General features: G+C 39.7%; 15 protein-coding genes. 8 read left to right on the top strand and 7 right to left on the bottom strand.

Annotation, left to right across the window (positions count from 1 at the left end; translation table 11 throughout):
* Positions 1–211 precede the first annotated feature (211 nt).
* The 5 genes from ACRD64_RS04145 to ACRD64_RS04125 are packed head-to-tail and all read left to right on the top strand — an operon-like array spanning position 212 to position 9,003.
* Positions 212–2,467: a gliding motility-associated C-terminal domain-containing protein gene (locus tag ACRD64_RS04145; protein WP_430931946.1), complete on the top strand. Its 2,256-nt coding sequence runs from the start codon at positions 212–214 to the stop codon at positions 2,465–2,467.
* Positions 2,468–2,488: 21 nt separating this feature from the next.
* Positions 2,489–3,400, top strand: coding sequence for a PorP/SprF family type IX secretion system membrane protein (locus ACRD64_RS04140; protein WP_430931944.1), 912 nt, complete (start codon positions 2,489–2,491; stop codon positions 3,398–3,400).
* 3 nt (positions 3,401–3,403) lie between these two features.
* Positions 3,404–4,816: a PKD domain-containing protein gene (locus tag ACRD64_RS04135; RefSeq protein WP_430931943.1), complete on the top strand. Its 1,413-nt coding sequence runs from the start codon at positions 3,404–3,406 to the stop codon at positions 4,814–4,816.
* A gap of 9 nt (positions 4,817–4,825) precedes the next feature.
* Positions 4,826–5,803 carry a hypothetical protein gene (locus ACRD64_RS04130; RefSeq protein ID WP_430931942.1) on the top strand — a complete coding sequence of 326 codons (978 nt, stop codon included), beginning with the start codon at positions 4,826–4,828 and terminating at the stop codon, positions 5,801–5,803.
* Between the two features lie 5 nt (positions 5,804–5,808).
* The gene (locus tag ACRD64_RS04125) at positions 5,809–9,003 is read left to right on the top strand and encodes a two-component regulator propeller domain-containing protein (protein ID WP_430931941.1); all 3,195 of its coding nucleotides are present in this window, start codon (positions 5,809–5,811) and stop codon (positions 9,001–9,003) included.
* A gap of 364 nt (positions 9,004–9,367) precedes the next feature.
* On the opposite strand, the gene ACRD64_RS04120 is transcribed toward ACRD64_RS04125, so the two are convergent.
* From ACRD64_RS04120 to rsfS, 5 genes are all read right to left on the bottom strand, one after another.
* The gene (locus tag ACRD64_RS04120) at positions 9,368–9,940 is read right to left on the bottom strand and encodes a hypothetical protein (protein ID WP_430931940.1); all 573 of its coding nucleotides are present in this window, start codon (positions 9,938–9,940) and stop codon (positions 9,368–9,370) included.
* Positions 9,941–10,064: 124 nt separating this feature from the next.
* On the bottom strand, positions 10,065–10,877 hold the full coding sequence (locus tag ACRD64_RS04115; RefSeq protein WP_430931939.1) for a phosphatidate cytidylyltransferase: 813 nt from the start codon (positions 10,875–10,877) through the stop codon (positions 10,065–10,067).
* Between the two features lie 47 nt (positions 10,878–10,924).
* The gene (locus ACRD64_RS04110; protein WP_430931938.1) at positions 10,925–11,563 is read right to left on the bottom strand and encodes a LutC/YkgG family protein; all 639 of its coding nucleotides are present in this window, start codon (positions 11,561–11,563) and stop codon (positions 10,925–10,927) included.
* Positions 11,564–11,565: 2 nt separating this feature from the next.
* A complete protein-coding gene (gene ftsH / locus ACRD64_RS04105) occupies positions 11,566–13,611 on the bottom strand; it encodes an ATP-dependent zinc metalloprotease FtsH (RefSeq protein ID WP_430931937.1) in 2,046 nt (681 codons plus the stop codon).
* Between the two features lie 22 nt (positions 13,612–13,633).
* Positions 13,634–14,008 carry a ribosome silencing factor gene (gene rsfS / locus ACRD64_RS04100; protein WP_430931936.1) on the bottom strand — a complete coding sequence of 125 codons (375 nt, stop codon included), beginning with the start codon at positions 14,006–14,008 and terminating at the stop codon, positions 13,634–13,636.
* Between the two features lie 163 nt (positions 14,009–14,171).
* Between rsfS and ACRD64_RS04095 the strand changes: the two genes are divergently transcribed.
* Complete coding sequence (locus ACRD64_RS04095; RefSeq protein WP_430931935.1) at positions 14,172–14,921, top strand: biotin--[acetyl-CoA-carboxylase] ligase; 750 nt, start codon at positions 14,172–14,174, stop codon at positions 14,919–14,921.
* Between the two features lie 137 nt (positions 14,922–15,058).
* Here ACRD64_RS04095 and ACRD64_RS04090 read toward each other — a convergent pair whose 3' ends face one another.
* Both ACRD64_RS04090 and pyrE read right to left on the bottom strand, forming a co-directional pair.
* Positions 15,059–15,466, bottom strand: a complete 408-nt coding sequence (locus ACRD64_RS04090) for an SRPBCC family protein (RefSeq protein WP_430931934.1) — start codon at positions 15,464–15,466, stop codon at positions 15,059–15,061.
* Positions 15,467–15,798: 332 nt separating this feature from the next.
* The gene (gene pyrE / locus ACRD64_RS04085) at positions 15,799–16,431 is read right to left on the bottom strand and encodes an orotate phosphoribosyltransferase (RefSeq protein ID WP_430931933.1); all 633 of its coding nucleotides are present in this window, start codon (positions 16,429–16,431) and stop codon (positions 15,799–15,801) included.
* Positions 16,432–16,438: 7 nt separating this feature from the next.
* On the opposite strand from pyrE, the gene ACRD64_RS04080 reads away from it, so the two are divergent.
* Entirely contained in the window at positions 16,439–17,050 is a 612-nt protein-coding gene (locus tag ACRD64_RS04080) for an NUDIX hydrolase (protein ID WP_430931932.1), read from the top strand.
* A gap of 110 nt (positions 17,051–17,160) precedes the next feature.
* A complete protein-coding gene (locus tag ACRD64_RS04075; protein ID WP_430931931.1) occupies positions 17,161–17,838 on the top strand; it encodes a hypothetical protein in 678 nt (225 codons plus the stop codon).
* Positions 17,839–17,871: the final 33 nt, after the last annotated feature.

Here is a 17,871-nt window from a genome sequence, read left to right as displayed (position 1 = left end):
GAATCACTGTTATTCCCTCCAGAAAATTAACTATTTTTGTTTGCGTTGAAAACAAGCTATAAGCCCTTTATATACTACGTTTTGTCTTCTTAAGCACAATTCTTTAACAGAGTAATTTTGCAGATAAGTAAAACCATTTACCTAAAACCTTAGTATAAAGAAGTTATGAAACAAAATCAGACAAGTAACCATTGAATCCAACATTGAACAAATGAAGTATTTTCTAATCATATTTGTATTTACTATACTAACACTGCCTAACACCACCTTAGCACAAGAAAAGCCTACGGCAACTATTGTAAGTGAGGATTTATCTTTTTGCGAATCCGGGGATGTAATTCTCAAAGTGAAATTTACAGGAGAACCTCCTTTTTCCTTTCATTACAAACGAGGAAGTGCAACAAGCACTTCTCCTTCCACATCCGAATATGAATTTGATTTTCCATTTGCCGGCATCTCCAATAGCACGTCATTTGAACTGGTAAAAGTTTTTGACGCTAATTATCCACCTTCAGGTGAAGGTTCAACGCAAGTGTCTGGCGCAGTAAATGTAACCATTGATAACAGCCCCATTGTTGAAGCAGGTGTTGATGCTGCGGTGTGCGGGTATGAACACACGATGAATGGATCTATAACGGGTTCTACTACAAAAATATGGTGGAGCGACCCGGGTGCATCTACGACTTTTGAGGATGATGCCTCGCCCACTTCAAAGTTTACAGGCGATGTTGCGGACACTTATTCTCTAAGGTTGAATGCCGAAAACGGTGCCTGTAAAGACCTTTATGACGAAGTGGAAATTACCCTATACGGAAGGCCGAAAGGAACTATAAAAGACATCAGCGATTGGAAGTACTGTTCAACCGATGCACCAACACATACCATACCATTAGAATTAAATTTTGAGGGTAACAGTGATTTCAGTTATATCCTAAAAAATGATGCAGGCACAGCCAAAGGTTCATTTGTTGCCACTGAAGCTGACGAAGACATCTCCATTTCCATTCCGGTTTCCGATACCGAAACCATATCATTTCAATCCATCGAAGATGGTAACGGATGTACTGCCGAGTCTGCTGACATGATTGGACAAAGAACCGCTGTGGATGTTAAACCGGATGCAAGGGCCGGAGAAGATAGAATCGGAGAGAACCCTATCTGCGGAGCTGATTTTACTTTAGAGGCTGAAGCCAGCCCGGGTACAACAGGAAAATGGACAGCCTTGGTTACGGGAATCAATTTTTCAGACGATACACAAGCCAACGCCACAGCGACAGCTTCTTTTGCAGCTGACGAATATTACAGAACGGTGCCATTAAGATGGACCGAAACAACCACCGACGGATTGCAATGTGCCGATTTTGATGAGGTAGCCATTAAATTCATTAAGTCACCTACTCTTGCAATAACTTCCGTTACCGACGACGAAATATGCGAAGATAAATCGACCACTCTAGTGCTGGATCCAACAGGTAATGCCCCTTTTGAAATAGTTTATAATTTGGGCGGGTCTGCCATCACCGAATCCTTAAGCACTTCGGATCCGGAGCTGGATTTGATGTACCCCGAACTGGCCCTTGGAAATAATACCGTAAACATCACAAGGATAACAGATAGTCATGATTGTGTTTCAGACCTGAGTTTGTCGCAGGATATCTGGGTAGATGAGATGCCGGTAGCCAATGCCGGACCACCCATTGATACTTGTGGGGTAGAAGTTGATCTTTTGGCAGTGCAACAATACGATGACAGTGAATGGTTGCTAAGCGAAGGGCTTTTTGATGATGTGTACGACCCTACCAGCAAATTCACTGCCAACAACACAGGAACGTTAAATCTAGTGTGGAGGGAGACCAATGGACGATGCACGGACACAGATACAGTTATAGTTAGCTTTTATGACACACCGCGACCCGTTAAAGAAATTACCGACACTGTAATTTACGCGGCCAACTTCATCATACTGCCGGCAGATAGTTTAACCGTTGGTACGGGGCAATGGAGCATCATCGAGCCTACGGTAACCGGGGCTACATTTGAAGATGACACTTCGTTCAAATCAAAGTTCTCTAATTTTTCCGCCGATGAAACCTATCATTTGCAATGGAAAGCCACCTTGGCTTCGGCTCCCGAAACATGTCGCGAGAGAGTTCACAACGTATATATCGAAACCCATCCTCTGTTTGCCCCAACCGGCATATCGCCCAATAATGATGGCAACAATGATGTACTAAAAATTAAGGGAGCCGAAAACATCACCAACAATAAATTATCGGTCTTCGACAAACATGGCAAACAAGTTATTTCAATCAATAATTATGGAGAATGGGATCACCTAAAGGGAAAATACAAAAGGTGGCCTGATGAGGAATTCGGTTATGAAATTCCGGATCCGGGAATATATTTATATGTATTTGAGGGAGAAGGAATCTCCACGGTAAAAAATTACATAACAGTCAAATACTAGTATTACACACATCACAATATAATGAAACAGATTAGCCTTATAATAATTCTTCTCATTACGCTTTTGTCCCCTGCCCTGGGGCAACGAGAGCTTATTATGAGTCAGTATATGTATAACAGGTACACCGTTAATCCGGCGTTTGGTGGTTCTCACGAAACCTTATCGGCTTATGCATCCTATCGCAAGAAATATGCGAGTTTCGAAAATTCTCCTGCGGGAGCTTTCTTTTCCATCAACAGCCCTTTAAAAAATGAAAAAGTGGCTTTGGGAGCCCAGTTTTTTAACGATAAATTTGCCACGTCTCAAAACACCGGCTTTAATGTTTCTTACACGTACAGGCTGCAACTCAATCAGGAAACCAGACTGGCACTTGGTATCACAGCGGGTATGGTGAACTACAAATCCGATTGGGACGATGTTGTTTTGGCAGATGGTAACGATAGTGAGTTTATTGATGGAGAGCAAACCATGGCCCCATGGGTTGGTTTTGGAGCCGCTATTTATCACAACAGATATTTTGCCGGACTGTCGGTACCCTCTTTACTGTATCATGATAGATTTGGAACCGGAGAAAGCACCTTAGAGTTTACAAAAATAGATTACTTATTGACGGCAGGCTATCTCTATAAAATAAGCGATAATTTTTCGATACAACCATCTGCATTGGTCAGAGTTAATTTGGACGATGAAACATTTGCCGACCTAAGTGCAACAACATTTATAATGAATTCCGTAATTCTGGGAGCCTCTTATCGCACCACCAACCAAGTTATTGGTGTTGCCGGTTTTCAAATATCACCACAACTCCGTTTTACCTACAGTTACGACTACGACATTGACCCGATTGGCTCATATAACGGAGGTACGCATGAGGTAGCCTTACAGTTTGACTTTGGTTTTAAAATCGACTCACCGGATCCAAAATTCTTTTAAAAAATGATCACACATAACTTAAAACATATATTCACATTTATTTTGTTGGCCCTATTCAGCCTTTCGGTTTATGCCCAAGACATTAAAATTGTGAACCTGAAGACAAACAGTCCTTCTAAAAACGATTTTGCCCCATACGTGGTCGATTCTGTATTGTATTTCACCTCAAACAGAAAACATGAGCTGCTAAAATCGTACCTGAACCAGGACAACGAATGGGTGTACCGTTTGTACAAGTCAAGCATTTTACCAAACGACGGTATGGGTAAAGAAACGGCCCTTCAAAACCCGCAGCTTTCTAAATTAAACACTGCATCCATCTGCTGGTCCGCCGACACTTCTACCATTGTAATTACCCAAAATCAGTACAGTACCATAAAACGAAGCAAAGGTAGAAAGAACCTATTGGGTATATTTTTCATTCCCAATATAAACGGTAAATGGGGCAGACCTTCAGCATTCAAGCACAACTCAAGAAGAGATTTCTCCAACGTTCACCCCACCATTACACCAGACGGACAAACTATTTATTTTGTCTCGGACAGACCCGATGGATTTGGCAAAGCCGATATATACGAATCTACTGTCGTAAATGGGGAATGGACAGAACCGGTAAATTTGGGTAAAACGGTCAACACAGAAGGAAATGAGGTTTTTCCATACTATCATCCTTCCGGTAAATTATACTTTTCGTCGGAAGGCCACAACAGCACCGGTAAACTGGATATATTCTACACCTCTAAAAACAATGGCCGGTGGAGCGCACCCGTAAAGATGGAATATCCTATCAATACCGAAAGCAACGACTTTTCGTGCTTTATTTACGATTCTCAAACAGAAGGGTATTTTGCATCCGACCGAACGGGGAGTGCCAATATTTTTAAATTCAATAACCCCCACCCTACCTTTCCGGATGCTAAACCGCAGGTTGATGATACTTTTTGCTTTACCTTGTTTGAAAACGGCCCTTATGTTTCAGATACCTTGCCCTATAAATACAAATGGTATTTTGGCGATGGGGAAACCGCTACCGGGCTAGAAGTGGATCATTGTTTTCCGGGGCCGGGAAACTATAAGGTGGAGCTAAATGTGGTTGATACCCTGGCTAACGAAGATTTATATACGGTGGCCAGTTACGATGTAAACCTCGAACTCACCCAACAAATTTATATTTCGGCTCCCGACACCGTTAAAGCGGGCACTTCCTTTAGCCTTTCTACGGAGAAATCAATACTAAGAGATTTCATACCAAAACAATATTTTTGGGATTTTGGAGACGGGAATAAAGCAAAAGGTGTAACCATTCATCATATTTTTCGAAAAAAGGGTATATACACAATTACGTGTGGGGCCATTTCAAAATTTGATCCTACCGATAAACTAAGTTCAACACGACAGATTGTTGTCACAGAATAATCAATACACATGCATAAAACAACGGTACTATTATTATTTATAGCAATTGCGTTTAGCGCTATTGCCCAGCCCGTTCCGGCCATAGACGAAAACATACCACATCTGGTAACATTCGGAAACAAAGGTGAAACGGCTTGGGGGGATGACGATTATTGTCAGGTCATATTTTACTCTGTGCCTAAAGATCATACAGAACCTATCTTTATCAGGGTTTATGATCCGGATACCGGCGGCGAGATAGACGAACAGAAAGGAGAATGGGAAACCCGCATGAAATATAGTATTTATGGAGGTAATGGTGCATGCTCTGACAAAGATGCCAAACATATAAATTTAAAAGGCAACTATAAAAGTGGGACTTTGCTTGGCACAAAGTCCTTTACCGCAAATCCCAGATACGATAAAAGTTGGTATACTTTTGGACCTATTAACCCTACTGAAGGCGAGTTTTTGCCCGATGAATATGGCGGATACGTTTTTAAAGTAGTTGTGGAAGGTATTTCGGGAGATGACGGCAACTTATATAACCTGTTTCTAAGTAGCAGGTCTACCGAAAACCAAGCCGTTGAAGGTGCGTTCGCATTTTATTATAAATATAAATTTAGGTTACACGATAACTCAAATGAAGTTTCGCACATTTATCCTTTTATCGACGAAAAAGTTCAATCGGTTAAACAAGCCAACTTCGACTGGGACAACGATGGCATCATCAGAATTATTTCGGTTGCCAAAAACGGGGAATTCATGAAAACATCAGGTGATGACAATTGGGGTAATAGTCAGCATATGGTTCATCCTACCGAAAAAAACAAGTCATACGATATTCAAATGATAAAAAAGAAAGGTGCCAATATCAAAAACAACAATGTAGTCATTTATCTCAAAAACCAATATGGTGAATTAATCGAGTTCTACAGTGTTCCGATTGGAGGTATTCCAAAATATAAATATAGCATTGGTATGAAACCGAAAATAATACGAAACTAGGGGGCATGACATATATTTATAAAAGATTAACACAACTGCTTTTTACCATCTTGCTATTTGCAACAACCTGTGAAGTTCCGGCTCAATCCTTTGATTTTAAAAATTTTGATTCGGACATGGGATTGCCACAAAACTTTGTATATTGCCTGGTTCAAGACCATAATGGTTACCTATGGATAGGAACCGGTGAAGGTTTGGTGCGCTACGATGGTATTCATTTCAGAACTTATACACAAAAAGATTCGTTGGCATCCGACTTTGTATATTCGCTTTTTGTGGATATTGATGGCATCCTGTGGGTTGGACATAACAATGGTGCGTTATCGTATTTTAAAAACGGATCTTTCCACAAAATAATTCCTGCCGAAAGGGCAACAAGCCCTATTAATGATATTTGTCAGGATAACATGGGTAATATTTGGGCAACCGTGCAAAACAATGGTTTACTAAAAATAAACAAACAAAAACAGATAACTGCCTATTTCCAACACGATATTTTTAAAGACAAGTTATATTATTCCATATCATCCGTAGACCCTTTCAATTTTTTGCTGGGAACTTCAGAAGGGCTTTTACATCTGAAACTGAACCAGGATGGCAATGCTGAAAGGGTAGAGGAGATAATGGACATTCCTCCCACAAAAATAAATACGATTGTAAAACGCAAAGCTATTGAAGGAGAATACTGGATAGCGACAGAAGATGAAGGCTTTTACATGTTCCAGTACGATGAAAACACCGCAAAGCACTATGCCAATAACAAATTATGTGTCAAGTTTAATATCGAATATGAAAACATACTGGATATTTACGAGGAAAAAGATGGCAATCTGTTACTTGCCACCTGGGGTAATGGGGTGATTAAATTGTTTCTGGATGCAGCCACTCAAACTTTTATAGAATCTTTTAAATTCGATACAGAAAACGGTTTGAACCATGATTTTATCAGAGCGATTTTAGGTGACCGCGAAGATAATTATTGGTTCGCAACCTATGGTGGCGGTGTTTCGGTGTTGCTGAATGACTATTTTATCCATTACGACCTGGATAATATCGGTTTTAAACAACACAAGGCCAAGTCGGTAATAGCCACCCATTCCAACCTATGGATAGGGTTGGACAACGGAATATTACGTACCGACCCATTTTGTTTTTCCGACCATGAGTACTACGATACAGCACAGGGTATTCCCAACGATGAAATTACAGGTTTTGAATATGATGCCGACAGTACTTTTTGGGTGGCATCATTCGAATCGGGCTTGTATTTCAGAGAAAACGGGAATTTAGGTTTTAAAAAATTCAATTACACAAAAGGAGTAAGCGAGCCGAAGATTAATGACCTGGCCATTGTGGATGACCAGATTTACCTGGCGACCACATCCGGTTTCTACCTCGTGAACCGGAAAACCAAGGCAACAAGGTTATTAACAACGGAAAATCAATTGCCCCACAACAACATTCGCTTTGTGTTTATTGACGATCGTAATCAAGTGTGGATCGGACCTAAATCTAGCGGGATATGTTTGCTTGACAGCACTAGTATTGAGGTTCACAGGCTTTCCAAGTCACCACTCGATGTTTCCGGAATGACGATAGACTCCAAGGGGAACTATTGGTTATCCACTATTGGTAAAGGGGTATTAAAATACAACCAGGATACTTTGGTTGCCATAGATATTTCTGACGGTCTCACCAAAAACTACTGTTACGATATTGTCTGCGACAAAAACGACAGACTTTGGGTTGCCCATCAACCTGGCATTAGTACCATTGATTTAAGGAATTCACAAATCAGAACCTTCGGTTTCAAAGAACAAATGGGCGGTGATTTTTACGATATCTGGGAAGATCAGGAAGAAAATATATGGTTTGCATCGAGCCATGGCATTATTAAGTATTTCCCGGATAGAGATAAAAAAAACTTGGTTCCGCCTAAAATCAACTTAAACAGGATAGATATTTCCGGAACTAGCTATCCTCTGAATAAAGCGATTAAACTTCCATATCCTTATAACAGGAAATACGCTAAGTTTAGATTTGACTTTACCGGTATTAGCTTCAAAGATCCACTTGGCGTAACCTATCAATATAAACTTTTACGAAACGGGGATAAAGAACAAGAATGGATAGACCTGGGAGCTACCAACTTTAGAGAATACGAATTTTTGCCCGACGGTAAATACGATTTAAAAATCCGGGCATTCAATGCGGATGGTATCCCAAACAATAATCCGTTATCAATCCGTATTGAAATTGCGGAACCCGTTTGGAAGAAATGGTGGTTCTATCTCGTGTTAACCGCTTTACTTGGCCTATCATTCTATTGGATTATTAAAATCAGGGAGCGAAATTTAAGGATGCAGAAAGAGGCGCTTCAGAGAGAAGTGGACTCACAAACCGTAGTTCTGCGGGCACAAAAAAATGAGATAGAACGCAAAAACATGGATATTACAGCCAGCATTAATTATGCCAAGCGTATCCAAAGCTCTATTTTGCCGCCCGTTAACGACCTGAAAAACGCCTTCTCGGAATCGTTTATATTCTTTGCTCCTCGAGACATAGTAAGTGGTGACTTCTATTGGTTTACCAAAAATAAGGATACATTTTTATTATGTTGTGCCGACTGCACAGGCCATGGTGTCCCTGGAGCTTTTATGTCAATGATTGGAACAACGTTGCTCAACGATATATACAAAACTGAAAAGGTTCATTCTCCAGCCGATATCCTTGAAAAGCTGGACACCAACATTCGGGTATTGCTTCAAAAAGAAAATAGCGAGAATGCCAAAGACGGAATGGACATCTCAGTCATCGAAATTGATATGAATTCAAATAAAGTAAGAATAGCATCCGCTAAACGTCCTGTTTTCGTGTATATCAACAACGAGTTATCCATATACAACGGAACCAGAAGAAGTATCGGTGATGATGTGCTGGCTTTAAATTCCAAATTTTTAAATTACGAATACAACTGTTCCAAGGGAGATTCCGTGTACGTTTTCTCCGATGGATATACCGACCAGTTTGGTGGCCCCAGAGGCAAGAAAATTATGAAAGTAGGTGTCAAAAACTTGCTTGAGGAAATTCGCGAAAAACCGATGGCGAAACAGGGCAGCCTGATAAAAGATTACTTTGAGAACTGGAAGGGCGACCTGGATCAAATTGACGATGTATTGTTTATGGGTATCAAACTATAAAACCACAGGATGCATTAGAAATCCTGTTACGCGAGTAAACTGCCTCAAAACAAGGCGTTTCACTGAGTTACTTCAACTCACCAGAGCTGTGCTATGCCTCGTTCTGGTGAGTTGAAGTAATGCAACGAAGTGTCTTGTTTTAAAGTAATTTCAATGTGTAATATAATTTCTAATGCATATTGCGGGTTTAATCCCGAATTAACACCTATATGTTTATCATCCATAAACAGCCATTGCGAAGCCATTCCTAATTCGTGAAGATTCTCGAAACTCGGGTTCAGAAACCGCTTTCACAGCAAGCCATACAGGTGCTTACCACACGTGGATAATGAAAGTCAGGAAATCATACCATGAATTTTCGGGATTAGTTCCATAAATGATAGAATGCAAAAACACAAAGCACCGAAAAAACAAAAGGCTTTAATATTGAGAACAAACTAAACCTGTTTAAGTAGTTTGAATGGTTTTCTCCCAAAATTGAGCTTATTGTATAAGACAAAGCCAATACAAGAGCAAAAATCAATTGAAAGGCCGTAATAAAATAGTAAAGTGTAAAGTACAGAACATCGTCTACCGTCAAGGTTTTCAACACACCTCCTCCAATAAACAAACCTTCGTTATACTTTACCCACCAAATATTAAGCTGATTAAAAACCACTCCTAACAATAAAATAGAGAGTATGGCAAATACAGGTTTAATCCAGTGCCTTTGGCTTTTACATGCCACATAAGCCAGGCCAAGTGATAAAACTGCCAGAATAAGATTAATTATCCCTTGTGTTAGTCCAAAGAATCCTGTTGACATAGCAAATCCAACACCGCCTAATATTTTGTAATATAGAAACAATGCAGCGAGACCACCAAAAAAAACAAAAGCAAAAAAATTAAAGACTTTTATTTTACTGTTTAATACCTGAGAAACTGAGGAACTGTTCATCGATTGATAAGTTAAGAGAATATCTTCGATAAATTCGAAAAAATATTGGACAATTGCAACATTCCTTGGCTAAAATCCTATATTCCTTGTATTGTTTATATGGTAAAGGGTTAAATTCGAATGTTTACCTAACAAACATTTCAATATAAAATACTGCCATGGGTATGGCAAATATCACAGCATCAAAACGGTCAAGTACGCCCCCATGTCCCGGAAAAATATTGCCCGAATCCTTAATGCCGATACTTCTTTTAAACAGCGACTCTATTAAATCGCCTAAAACAGCCATAATAGAAATAATACTGCTAAAAATAATCCATTCTAGCACACTTAGATCTTTCCAGAAGATAGATATTACATAACCAGCAACCAGTGTAAGCACAAAACCGCCCACCGTTCCCTCCCATGTTTTTTTGGGAGATATCCTTTCAAAAAACTTATGCCTCCCCAATGTTACCCCAGACAGGTAAGCACCTGTATCGTTTATCCAAACCAAAATAAATACAGAAAGGGGTAACTTGAAATTATAAACCCCATCCAAAAAAGCAAGCGAGTTTAACATGGCAAATGGAACCCCAATATATATGGCACAAACTAAACTTGTGCCTATACCTTCAAATGGCTTGTTTTGAACATCAAACAATTCTTGAATAAAAAGTAACGAAACAATGGGTATCAACAGATAATAAATTGAGTTTTCCGATACTCCAGACTTCACAAGAAAAGCCGCTACGTAAGAAAAAACGCCGATTGCCAAAGCGAATAAGAAATTAGTCTTTATTTTAGCCAAAACCAATAAACCGTTAAGCTCGTAAATACCGGCCAATACAACCAAAAAGAAAACAGCAAAAAAGGAAAAGGGGTGATAAAATATTCCACCTGCGACTACAATAACAAAAAGGATACCTGTAAGAACCCGTTGCCAAAAATTATTCATTTGTAAAGGATTGATGCGGCTACAAAATTAAGCAGTTAAACCAATTTTCATTCATTTTTGTCAATAAAAACAAATAATTCTTTTGGTCCATGTGCCCCCATCACCAATGTTTTTTCTATATCTGCGGTTCTGCTTGCTCCGGTAATAAAAGAAATCAGCGAGGGAAAGTCATCGCTATATCTCTTTTCCAATAGTTCTAAAGCATCTTCGGCAAAGGCAACTAACTGGGATGCTTTGGCCAATACGATATGCATCGGAGGGAACACGTTCATCTTTCTGCCGGAAGCGTGGGCACTGCTAACCACAACCGTACCCGTTCGGGCAATCAGGAATTCACACGATGTAACCCCAACCTGCATTGCTTTGAAATCCTCCCCACCACTCTTTACATCAAATGCTGCCGTTGCCAATTGTCTTTGTATGGCGGTATCCAAACAATAAACTTGGTTTGTACCGTAATCTTCACAAATCTGTTCTATGTGGGCCACAAGTTCCTTGTGATTATCATGACTGATAACATGACCTCCAATCGCAGTTAATTCTTCGCTAAACGTGGATAATAAGTTTTTCGGGACGGGAAAAACCGGGGTATTTATATCATGAGGAGGGACAGGGTAACCCCTTCCCTCCTCCAATGATTTTTTTAATTTGGACAATATAGCCTCTCTTGACTTGCCACTATCCATGTTTATTTTTTGCTTTCTGACGCTGAAGGCTTTTGCTTACTTTCAACAATTTTTATATCGTTCACCGCTTGGGTATCATTACCCGAATCATCCAACTGAACAATATGCTTGCTGACTTTTCTTTTTCCGAAAATAGCTTCTAAATCCTCACTAAAAATAACCTCACGTTCCAGCAGTAGGTTTGCCAGTTGGGTATGTTTATCTTTATGCTCTCTTAAAATATCTTTGGCTCGCTCATACTGCTCTTCAATAATCTTAGACACCTCTTTATCAATGGCCTGAGCCGTGTTTTCACTGTATGGCTTTGTAAATCCGTATTCGTTCTGACCGCTGGAATCAAAATAACTCACATTACCCAATCCCTTACCCATACCATAATAAGTAATCATGGCATACGCTTGTTTGGTCACTTTTTCGAGGTCGTTTAAAGCCCCCGTGGATATTTTACCGAATTCCAGTTCTTCCGCTGCCCTCCCGGCTAATGCAGAACATATCTCGTCAAGCATTTGCTCCGTAGTGGTTAACTGACGCTCTTCGGGCAAATACCAGGCGGCGCCCAACGCCTTTCCCCTGGGCACAATGGTGACTTTTACCAATGGATGCGCATATTCCAACAGCCAACTCGTGGCCGCATGACCTGCTTCGTGATAGGCAATCGCTTTTTTCTCATCTTTGGAGATGATCTTATTTTTTTTCTCAAGACCGCCAACAATCCTGTCTACGGCACTTAAAAAGTCTTCTTTCTCCACAATCTTCTTGTCTCCCCGAGCTGCGATCAAAGCTGCTTCGTTACAAACGTTGGCTATATCCGCTCCGGAGAAACCCGGAGTCTGTTTAGCCAAAAACTCAGACTTAACCTCCTCGCTTAATTTTAGCGGGCGCAAGTGCACGTCGAAGATTTGCTGGCGTTCTTTAATATCCGGCAGTTCCACATGTATCTGACGGTCGAACCTCCCAGCTCTCATCAAAGCCCTGTCGAGAATATCGGCACGGTTAGTCGCGGCAAGAATAATAACCCCGGAATTGGTGCCGAAACCATCCATCTCGGTCAACAATTGGTTCAATGTATTCTCGCGCTCATCATTTGCTCCCATACTGGGACTTTTACCACGAGCCCTACCTATGGCGTCAATCTCATCGATAAACACTATACAAGGCGCCTTTTCCTTGGCTTTCTTAAACAAGTCTCTTACACGTGATGCGCCCACGCCCACAAACATCTCCACAAAATCAGATCCTGACATGCTAAAAAACGGAACATTTGCTTCGCCCGCAACCGCCTTCGCCAATAATGTTTTTCCTGTTCCCGGAGGGCCTACCAACAGCGCACCCTTAGGTATTTTACCGCCAAGGTTAGTATATTTCTCGGGTCTTTTCAAAAACTCGACAATTTCCTCCAATTCCTGTTTGGCTTCGGCCAATCCAGCAACATCCAGAAAATTTACATTAATATTGGATTCCTTATCAAAAACCTTCGCCCTTGATTTTCCAACATTAAAGATATTTCCTGCTCCTCCTCCGCCGCCTTGAGCGCCCATTCTTCGGAAGATAAATATCCAAATAACCAGTAATAACAAAAGTGGCCAGAGAAAACTCAACACCTCATTAAAATAGTTTGATCGTTGCTCGTAACGGTTCGGGATGGTTATTTGCTTACTTTGCTCAACACGACGCAAATCTTCCACAAAGCTATCCACGGAAGGAACCTTCACCACAAAATGAGGCCCCCCTTCCATTAAGGTTGAGAAGCTGTCTCCAAATTCGTCTTTATAATTTTCGAGCCTATCCTTTTTAATGATAACCTCCAATGCGTTTTCATTGGTAATTACCGTTAACATTTCAATATCACCTGAAGGTAAAACCTGTTCGGTAAATTTACTATAGGGCAATTTTTTCACTACCTCCTCCTGCTTTACCATAAAAAAGGAAATCAGTAGCAATAAAATTATACCATATATCCAATACCCGTTAAACTTAGGAAACTTAGGATTTGAATTGTTCCCGCCCTGATTAACAGGTTCGTTCTTTTGTTTTTGCTCTTCGCTCATCCGCTAAATAATAAATAACTGACTAAAATAAGTTTTCTATGTCGGTACGTTTGGCATCTGCCCACAGCTCCTCCAGATTGTAAAAACTGCGTATAGGACGCTGAAAAACATGAACAACCACATCCACATAATCTACCAAAACCCACTCCGCATTTTCTTTTCCCTCGATATGATATGGTTTTTCATCCAGTTTCTCTCTCACCAAATCTTCAACTGAATCTCCGATGGCACCAACATGAGTGTTACTGTCCCCATCACAAATAATAAAAAACTGACAGATACTTCCGTCAATTTCCCGCATGTCCAAAATAGCAATATTTGTGCCTTTTTTTTCCTGAATACCTTCAACAACGGCGTCTACCAATTGTTCAGTTGAGTTATTCTCTTTATTTGTCATTAAATCTTTCCGTTTTTTTTTAATTACGCCTACCTTTGAAGCTGCTAAATTACTAGAAAAACACAAAGATACTACTTTTTTATATTCGGTTTTACTAACTACTTTTGTTCCTGGAATTATAAACACCTGCCATGATGACAATTTGGCGGAATTATTTTTTAGTATGTCAGTAAAATATCCTTTTAACATAGTAAGGTTTGAGCGCTTGCCTTCGACCAACAACCAACTTAAATCCCTACGCAAAGATCAAGCAATACCGGAATTTACGGTAGTAATTACCTGTGCACAAACAGCGGGAAAAGGACAAGCCGGTAATTCGTGGGAAAGTGAACCGGGCAAAAACCTCACATTTAGCTTGTTGTTGAAGCCTACCTTTATCGAGATTCAGAACCAGTTTGTTATTTCCAAAGCTGTTGCCCTGGGTATTATAGATGTTTTTATGAACTTTTCGCAGGATTTTTCTATCAAATGGCCCAATGATATCTATTATAGAAATCAAAAAATAGGCGGGATCCTGATCGAGAATGCCATTTCAAGGAATATTATTACCGAATCCATTGTTGGGATTGGCCTGAACATCAATCAAGAAGTATTTACCAGTGACGCACCAAATCCGGTTTCATTAAAAAATATAACAGGAACTGATATTGAATTGAATAATTTGCTGGAACAAGTTGTCAACGCCATATTAAAATACCTGGAAAAAATTAAAACCTTAAATTCGGATTCATTAAACCGTCAATACCTCAATAACCTGTATCGAAAAGAAGGGTTTCATCCCTACAAAGATGCAAATGGAGAATTCATGGCACGAATAACCGGAATTAACGAGTACGGGCACCTGGAATTAGAAACCAGCCATGGAGATAAAAGAAGTTACGCTTTTAAGGAGGTGGAGTTTGTGATTAGTTAATAGCCATTGGTCACTGGTCATTAGCCACCGGTTATGTTACCAACAACTATTGACAACCTACTAATGAACAATCCACTAACGACTAATGACCGTTAACTATTGACCGATGACTAGCGACCACTGACAAATATAATACGTTAATTATAATGATAATTGGCAATCGCGTCTCCCAGCATATTCAGGAACTTGTCGACCTGTTTGCCCACCATCATCTTCATCATCGGGTTTAAATCCGCTTTCAACGTCAGTTTTATTCGCGTATCATTAACGTCCACCTGCTTTAGCTGTACCCATAAAAAGAAGTTAAACGGCACTTTTCCGTCGGTGGAATATTTTACTGTTTTTACAGGTTCTTTATCCACAATTTTAAGTCCGGCCTCACCTATTCCATCCACCTTAAACCTGCAGGTATCCTCGGTGCTTTGCCAATCCTTGATTTTGTCCTGGGGAATCAGATCTTCAAAATTATTGAAGTTTGAAATAAAAGTAAAAATCTTCTCCTCGCCATGTAAAGCTTTTTTAATCTCGCTTTCGAACTTTGTCATATCTCCTTTTAGTTCTTAAAGTTTAAAGTGAAAAGTTTGTAAACTTTGTTTTTGTGAGCTTTCTTCAAAAAATAAAACAAACATATACCCATGTTACAAAAACAACGGTATGTGTTAACTAGTTCAAAACTCTTAAAATTGAGTTATTAGTATCTTCTTGCAATACTGCGCGACAAGTCATCTATAATCTAACTCTCTGCTATAAGACTCAATGATTTCCGTAATGAATTTCAAAGTAAAAAAATAATTGCAAGTGATTGTATTCAGGTTAGAAATAACAATTTCACATTCAAACTTTATACTGTTGAACTCTGCGAACTATGCACCAAGCTTTACTTACCCCAATGAGCGGGATCATTTCTCCAGCTTGATAACGTTTTAACATCATCGGTCGATACGTAGCCGGTTTGTGCAGCAACCTCTATTAAGGTTTGGTAATCGCTTAGCGTATTCAGTTTCACCTCTTTTACGGTGAAATTATCTACCGCGGTTTGAAAACCGTAGGTAAAAATAGCTGCCATACCCAACACCTCGCAACCTGCTTTACGCAAAGCCTCAACCGCTTTTAAGCTACTTCCTCCTGTCGAAATCAGGTCTTCGATAACCACGACTTTTTTACCCGGCGCAATATCCCCTTCAATCAGGTTTTCCATACCGTGCCCCTTTGGCGAAGAACGCACATAAACAAATGGTTTTTTCAACGCATCGGCCACCAAAGCACCCTGGGCAATCGCACCTGTAGCTACACCTGCAATTGCATCCGCTTCAGGATATAACTCATTCACTAAAGCTACAAACTCCGACTTAATATAGTCCCGCACTTCCGGGAAAGATAATGTTTTCCTGTTATCGCAATAAATAGGAGAATTCCATCCCGAAGCCCATGTAAACGGGTTTGTCGGTTGCAATTTAATTGCCTTAATTTGCAGCAATTGTTTTGCTATAGTTTCTGACACTTTTTCCATGCTGCAAATGTATAAAGTTTTTTTTAAGGATAGAATTGTTTTTTTAACAGACAATATTGAACGGGACCTAAGCTCCGATTTTGGCGCAATATTTAAATACTCTAATATTAAGGAGTTACAGGACTTTATTTTAAATTTCGAAAGAAAACAGGAAATCAAGAAGGCTTATATATACCATCACGATATGGACGAGCTAATGGAATTGTTTTCTTCTTGCTTTAAAAGAATAGATGCAGCCGGCGGGGTAGTCTTTAATAAAAAAAATGAAATATTATTTATCCACCGATTGGGCGTTTGGGATTTACCCAAAGGAAAGGCTGAAAAAGGCGAATCTATCCAGGCAACGGCAGTGAGGGAAGTGGAAGAGGAATGCGCTATTTCGCCCCTAAAAATCATTAAAGCCTTAAATCCCACCTGGCATACCTACACTTTAAAGAGAAAGTTAATACTGAAAAAAACGTATTGGTACAAGATGAAGTATGAGGGGTTTGACAACCCCAAACCACAAGCAGAGGAGCATATAACAGCGGCCGAGTGGATTCCCCATAACGAAATATATAAAGCGATGCAAAATACCTATCCAAGCATAAAAGAAGTTTTGGAAGAGGTGGATTTTTGACCAATACATCTTTTTTGACACAAAATGTAGGTTTTATAGGGATAGCTGCACCAATACGGTATTTTTTTTTATATTTTTATCCTTATTTTTAAAGTTCAATCACAACACACATGACAGCGCAGGAACTAGAATTCGAGAGCAAAAAGGACAAACTACGGTTAGAAGCGGTTGATAAAGAATTACAACGCCTTAGAAAGATTAGCAGGAAACAGTCGGGAAAAATCACAAATCTTCGTAAATCCTTATATTTTCAGGCTTTCTTTTTTGTATCCTTATTTGGGGTTTTACTCTTAAGGGGAATGATTGATTTCTCGGGTAATTCATCGTCCAATAAACAAATAGATTCTTTGGTTGAAAAACATAACGAGCTTTCAAAAAGACAAAGTGCCCTTTCAACCACATTGGTATTGTACAGGGACAGCTTAAATAAAATGGTAGACCAGAACAAAATAGATCGCAACGAAACGGGTTATAAATACCGTGTTCAGATAGGTGCCTTTAAGGAAATTAACCTAAACGACTATTCGGCAAACCTGGTTACCATCAATCAGGAGACTTACGACAGTATTTACCAATATACTTTAGGTATGTTTGATGAATACGAAAAGGCTTTGGGATTTTGGAACAACATAAAGAAAATGGGGTTCAACGACTCGTTTATTATCGCCACAAAAGATGGCAGAAGAATTCCTTTGGAACAATTACCGCCTGAAATTAAAAAAGAAAATGATTCTATTTCCATTAATTACCAAAATTCCGCTCCAACTACTTACGCCGCTAAGTTTTGAGAAGTTCTGGGAAAAAGGGCTTAGGCCCATGGG

It is taken from the genome of Saccharicrinis sp. 156, from assembly GCF_050589685.1.
GTDB lineage: Bacteria > Bacteroidota > Bacteroidia > Bacteroidales > Marinilabiliaceae > Saccharicrinis.
The sequence above is the reverse complement of the archived record's forward strand: the minus strand, read 5'-3'. Positions and strand labels throughout refer to the sequence as shown.

What these genes read in the sequence shown, in the direction of transcription:
- ACRD64_RS04080 (WP_430931932.1), top strand. Translation starts at nt 16,439, where the DNA reads ATGTATAAAGTTTTTTTTAAGGATAGAATTGTTTTTTTAACAGACAAT.
- ACRD64_RS04135 (WP_430931943.1), top strand. Translation starts at nt 3,404, where the DNA reads ATGATCACACATAACTTAAAACATATATTCACATTTATTTTGTTGGCC.
- ACRD64_RS04130 (WP_430931942.1), top strand. Translation starts at nt 4,826, where the DNA reads ATGCATAAAACAACGGTACTATTATTATTTATAGCAATTGCGTTTAGC.
- ACRD64_RS04110 (WP_430931938.1), bottom strand. Translation starts at nt 11,563, where the DNA reads ATGGATAGTGGCAAGTCAAGAGAGGCTATATTGTCCAAATTAAAAAAA.
- ftsH (WP_430931937.1), bottom strand. Translation starts at nt 13,611, where the DNA reads ATGAGCGAAGAGCAAAAACAAAAGAACGAACCTGTTAATCAGGGCGGG.
- ACRD64_RS04090 (WP_430931934.1), bottom strand. Translation starts at nt 15,466, where the DNA reads ATGACAAAGTTCGAAAGCGAGATTAAAAAAGCTTTACATGGCGAGGAG.
- ACRD64_RS04075 (WP_430931931.1), top strand. Translation starts at nt 17,161, where the DNA reads ATGACAGCGCAGGAACTAGAATTCGAGAGCAAAAAGGACAAACTACGG.
- ACRD64_RS04115 (WP_430931939.1), bottom strand. Translation starts at nt 10,877, where the DNA reads ATGAATAATTTTTGGCAACGGGTTCTTACAGGTATCCTTTTTGTTATT.
- pyrE (WP_430931933.1), bottom strand. Translation starts at nt 16,431, where the DNA reads ATGGAAAAAGTGTCAGAAACTATAGCAAAACAATTGCTGCAAATTAAG.
- ACRD64_RS04095 (WP_430931935.1), top strand. Translation starts at nt 14,172, where the DNA reads ATGTCAGTAAAATATCCTTTTAACATAGTAAGGTTTGAGCGCTTGCCT.
- ACRD64_RS04145 (WP_430931946.1), top strand. Translation starts at nt 212, where the DNA reads ATGAAGTATTTTCTAATCATATTTGTATTTACTATACTAACACTGCCT.
- rsfS (WP_430931936.1), bottom strand. Translation starts at nt 14,008, where the DNA reads ATGACAAATAAAGAGAATAACTCAACTGAACAATTGGTAGACGCCGTT.
- ACRD64_RS04140 (WP_430931944.1), top strand. Translation starts at nt 2,489, where the DNA reads ATGAAACAGATTAGCCTTATAATAATTCTTCTCATTACGCTTTTGTCC.
- ACRD64_RS04120 (WP_430931940.1), bottom strand. Translation starts at nt 9,940, where the DNA reads ATGAACAGTTCCTCAGTTTCTCAGGTATTAAACAGTAAAATAAAAGTC.
- ACRD64_RS04125 (WP_430931941.1), top strand. Translation starts at nt 5,809, where the DNA reads ATGACATATATTTATAAAAGATTAACACAACTGCTTTTTACCATCTTG.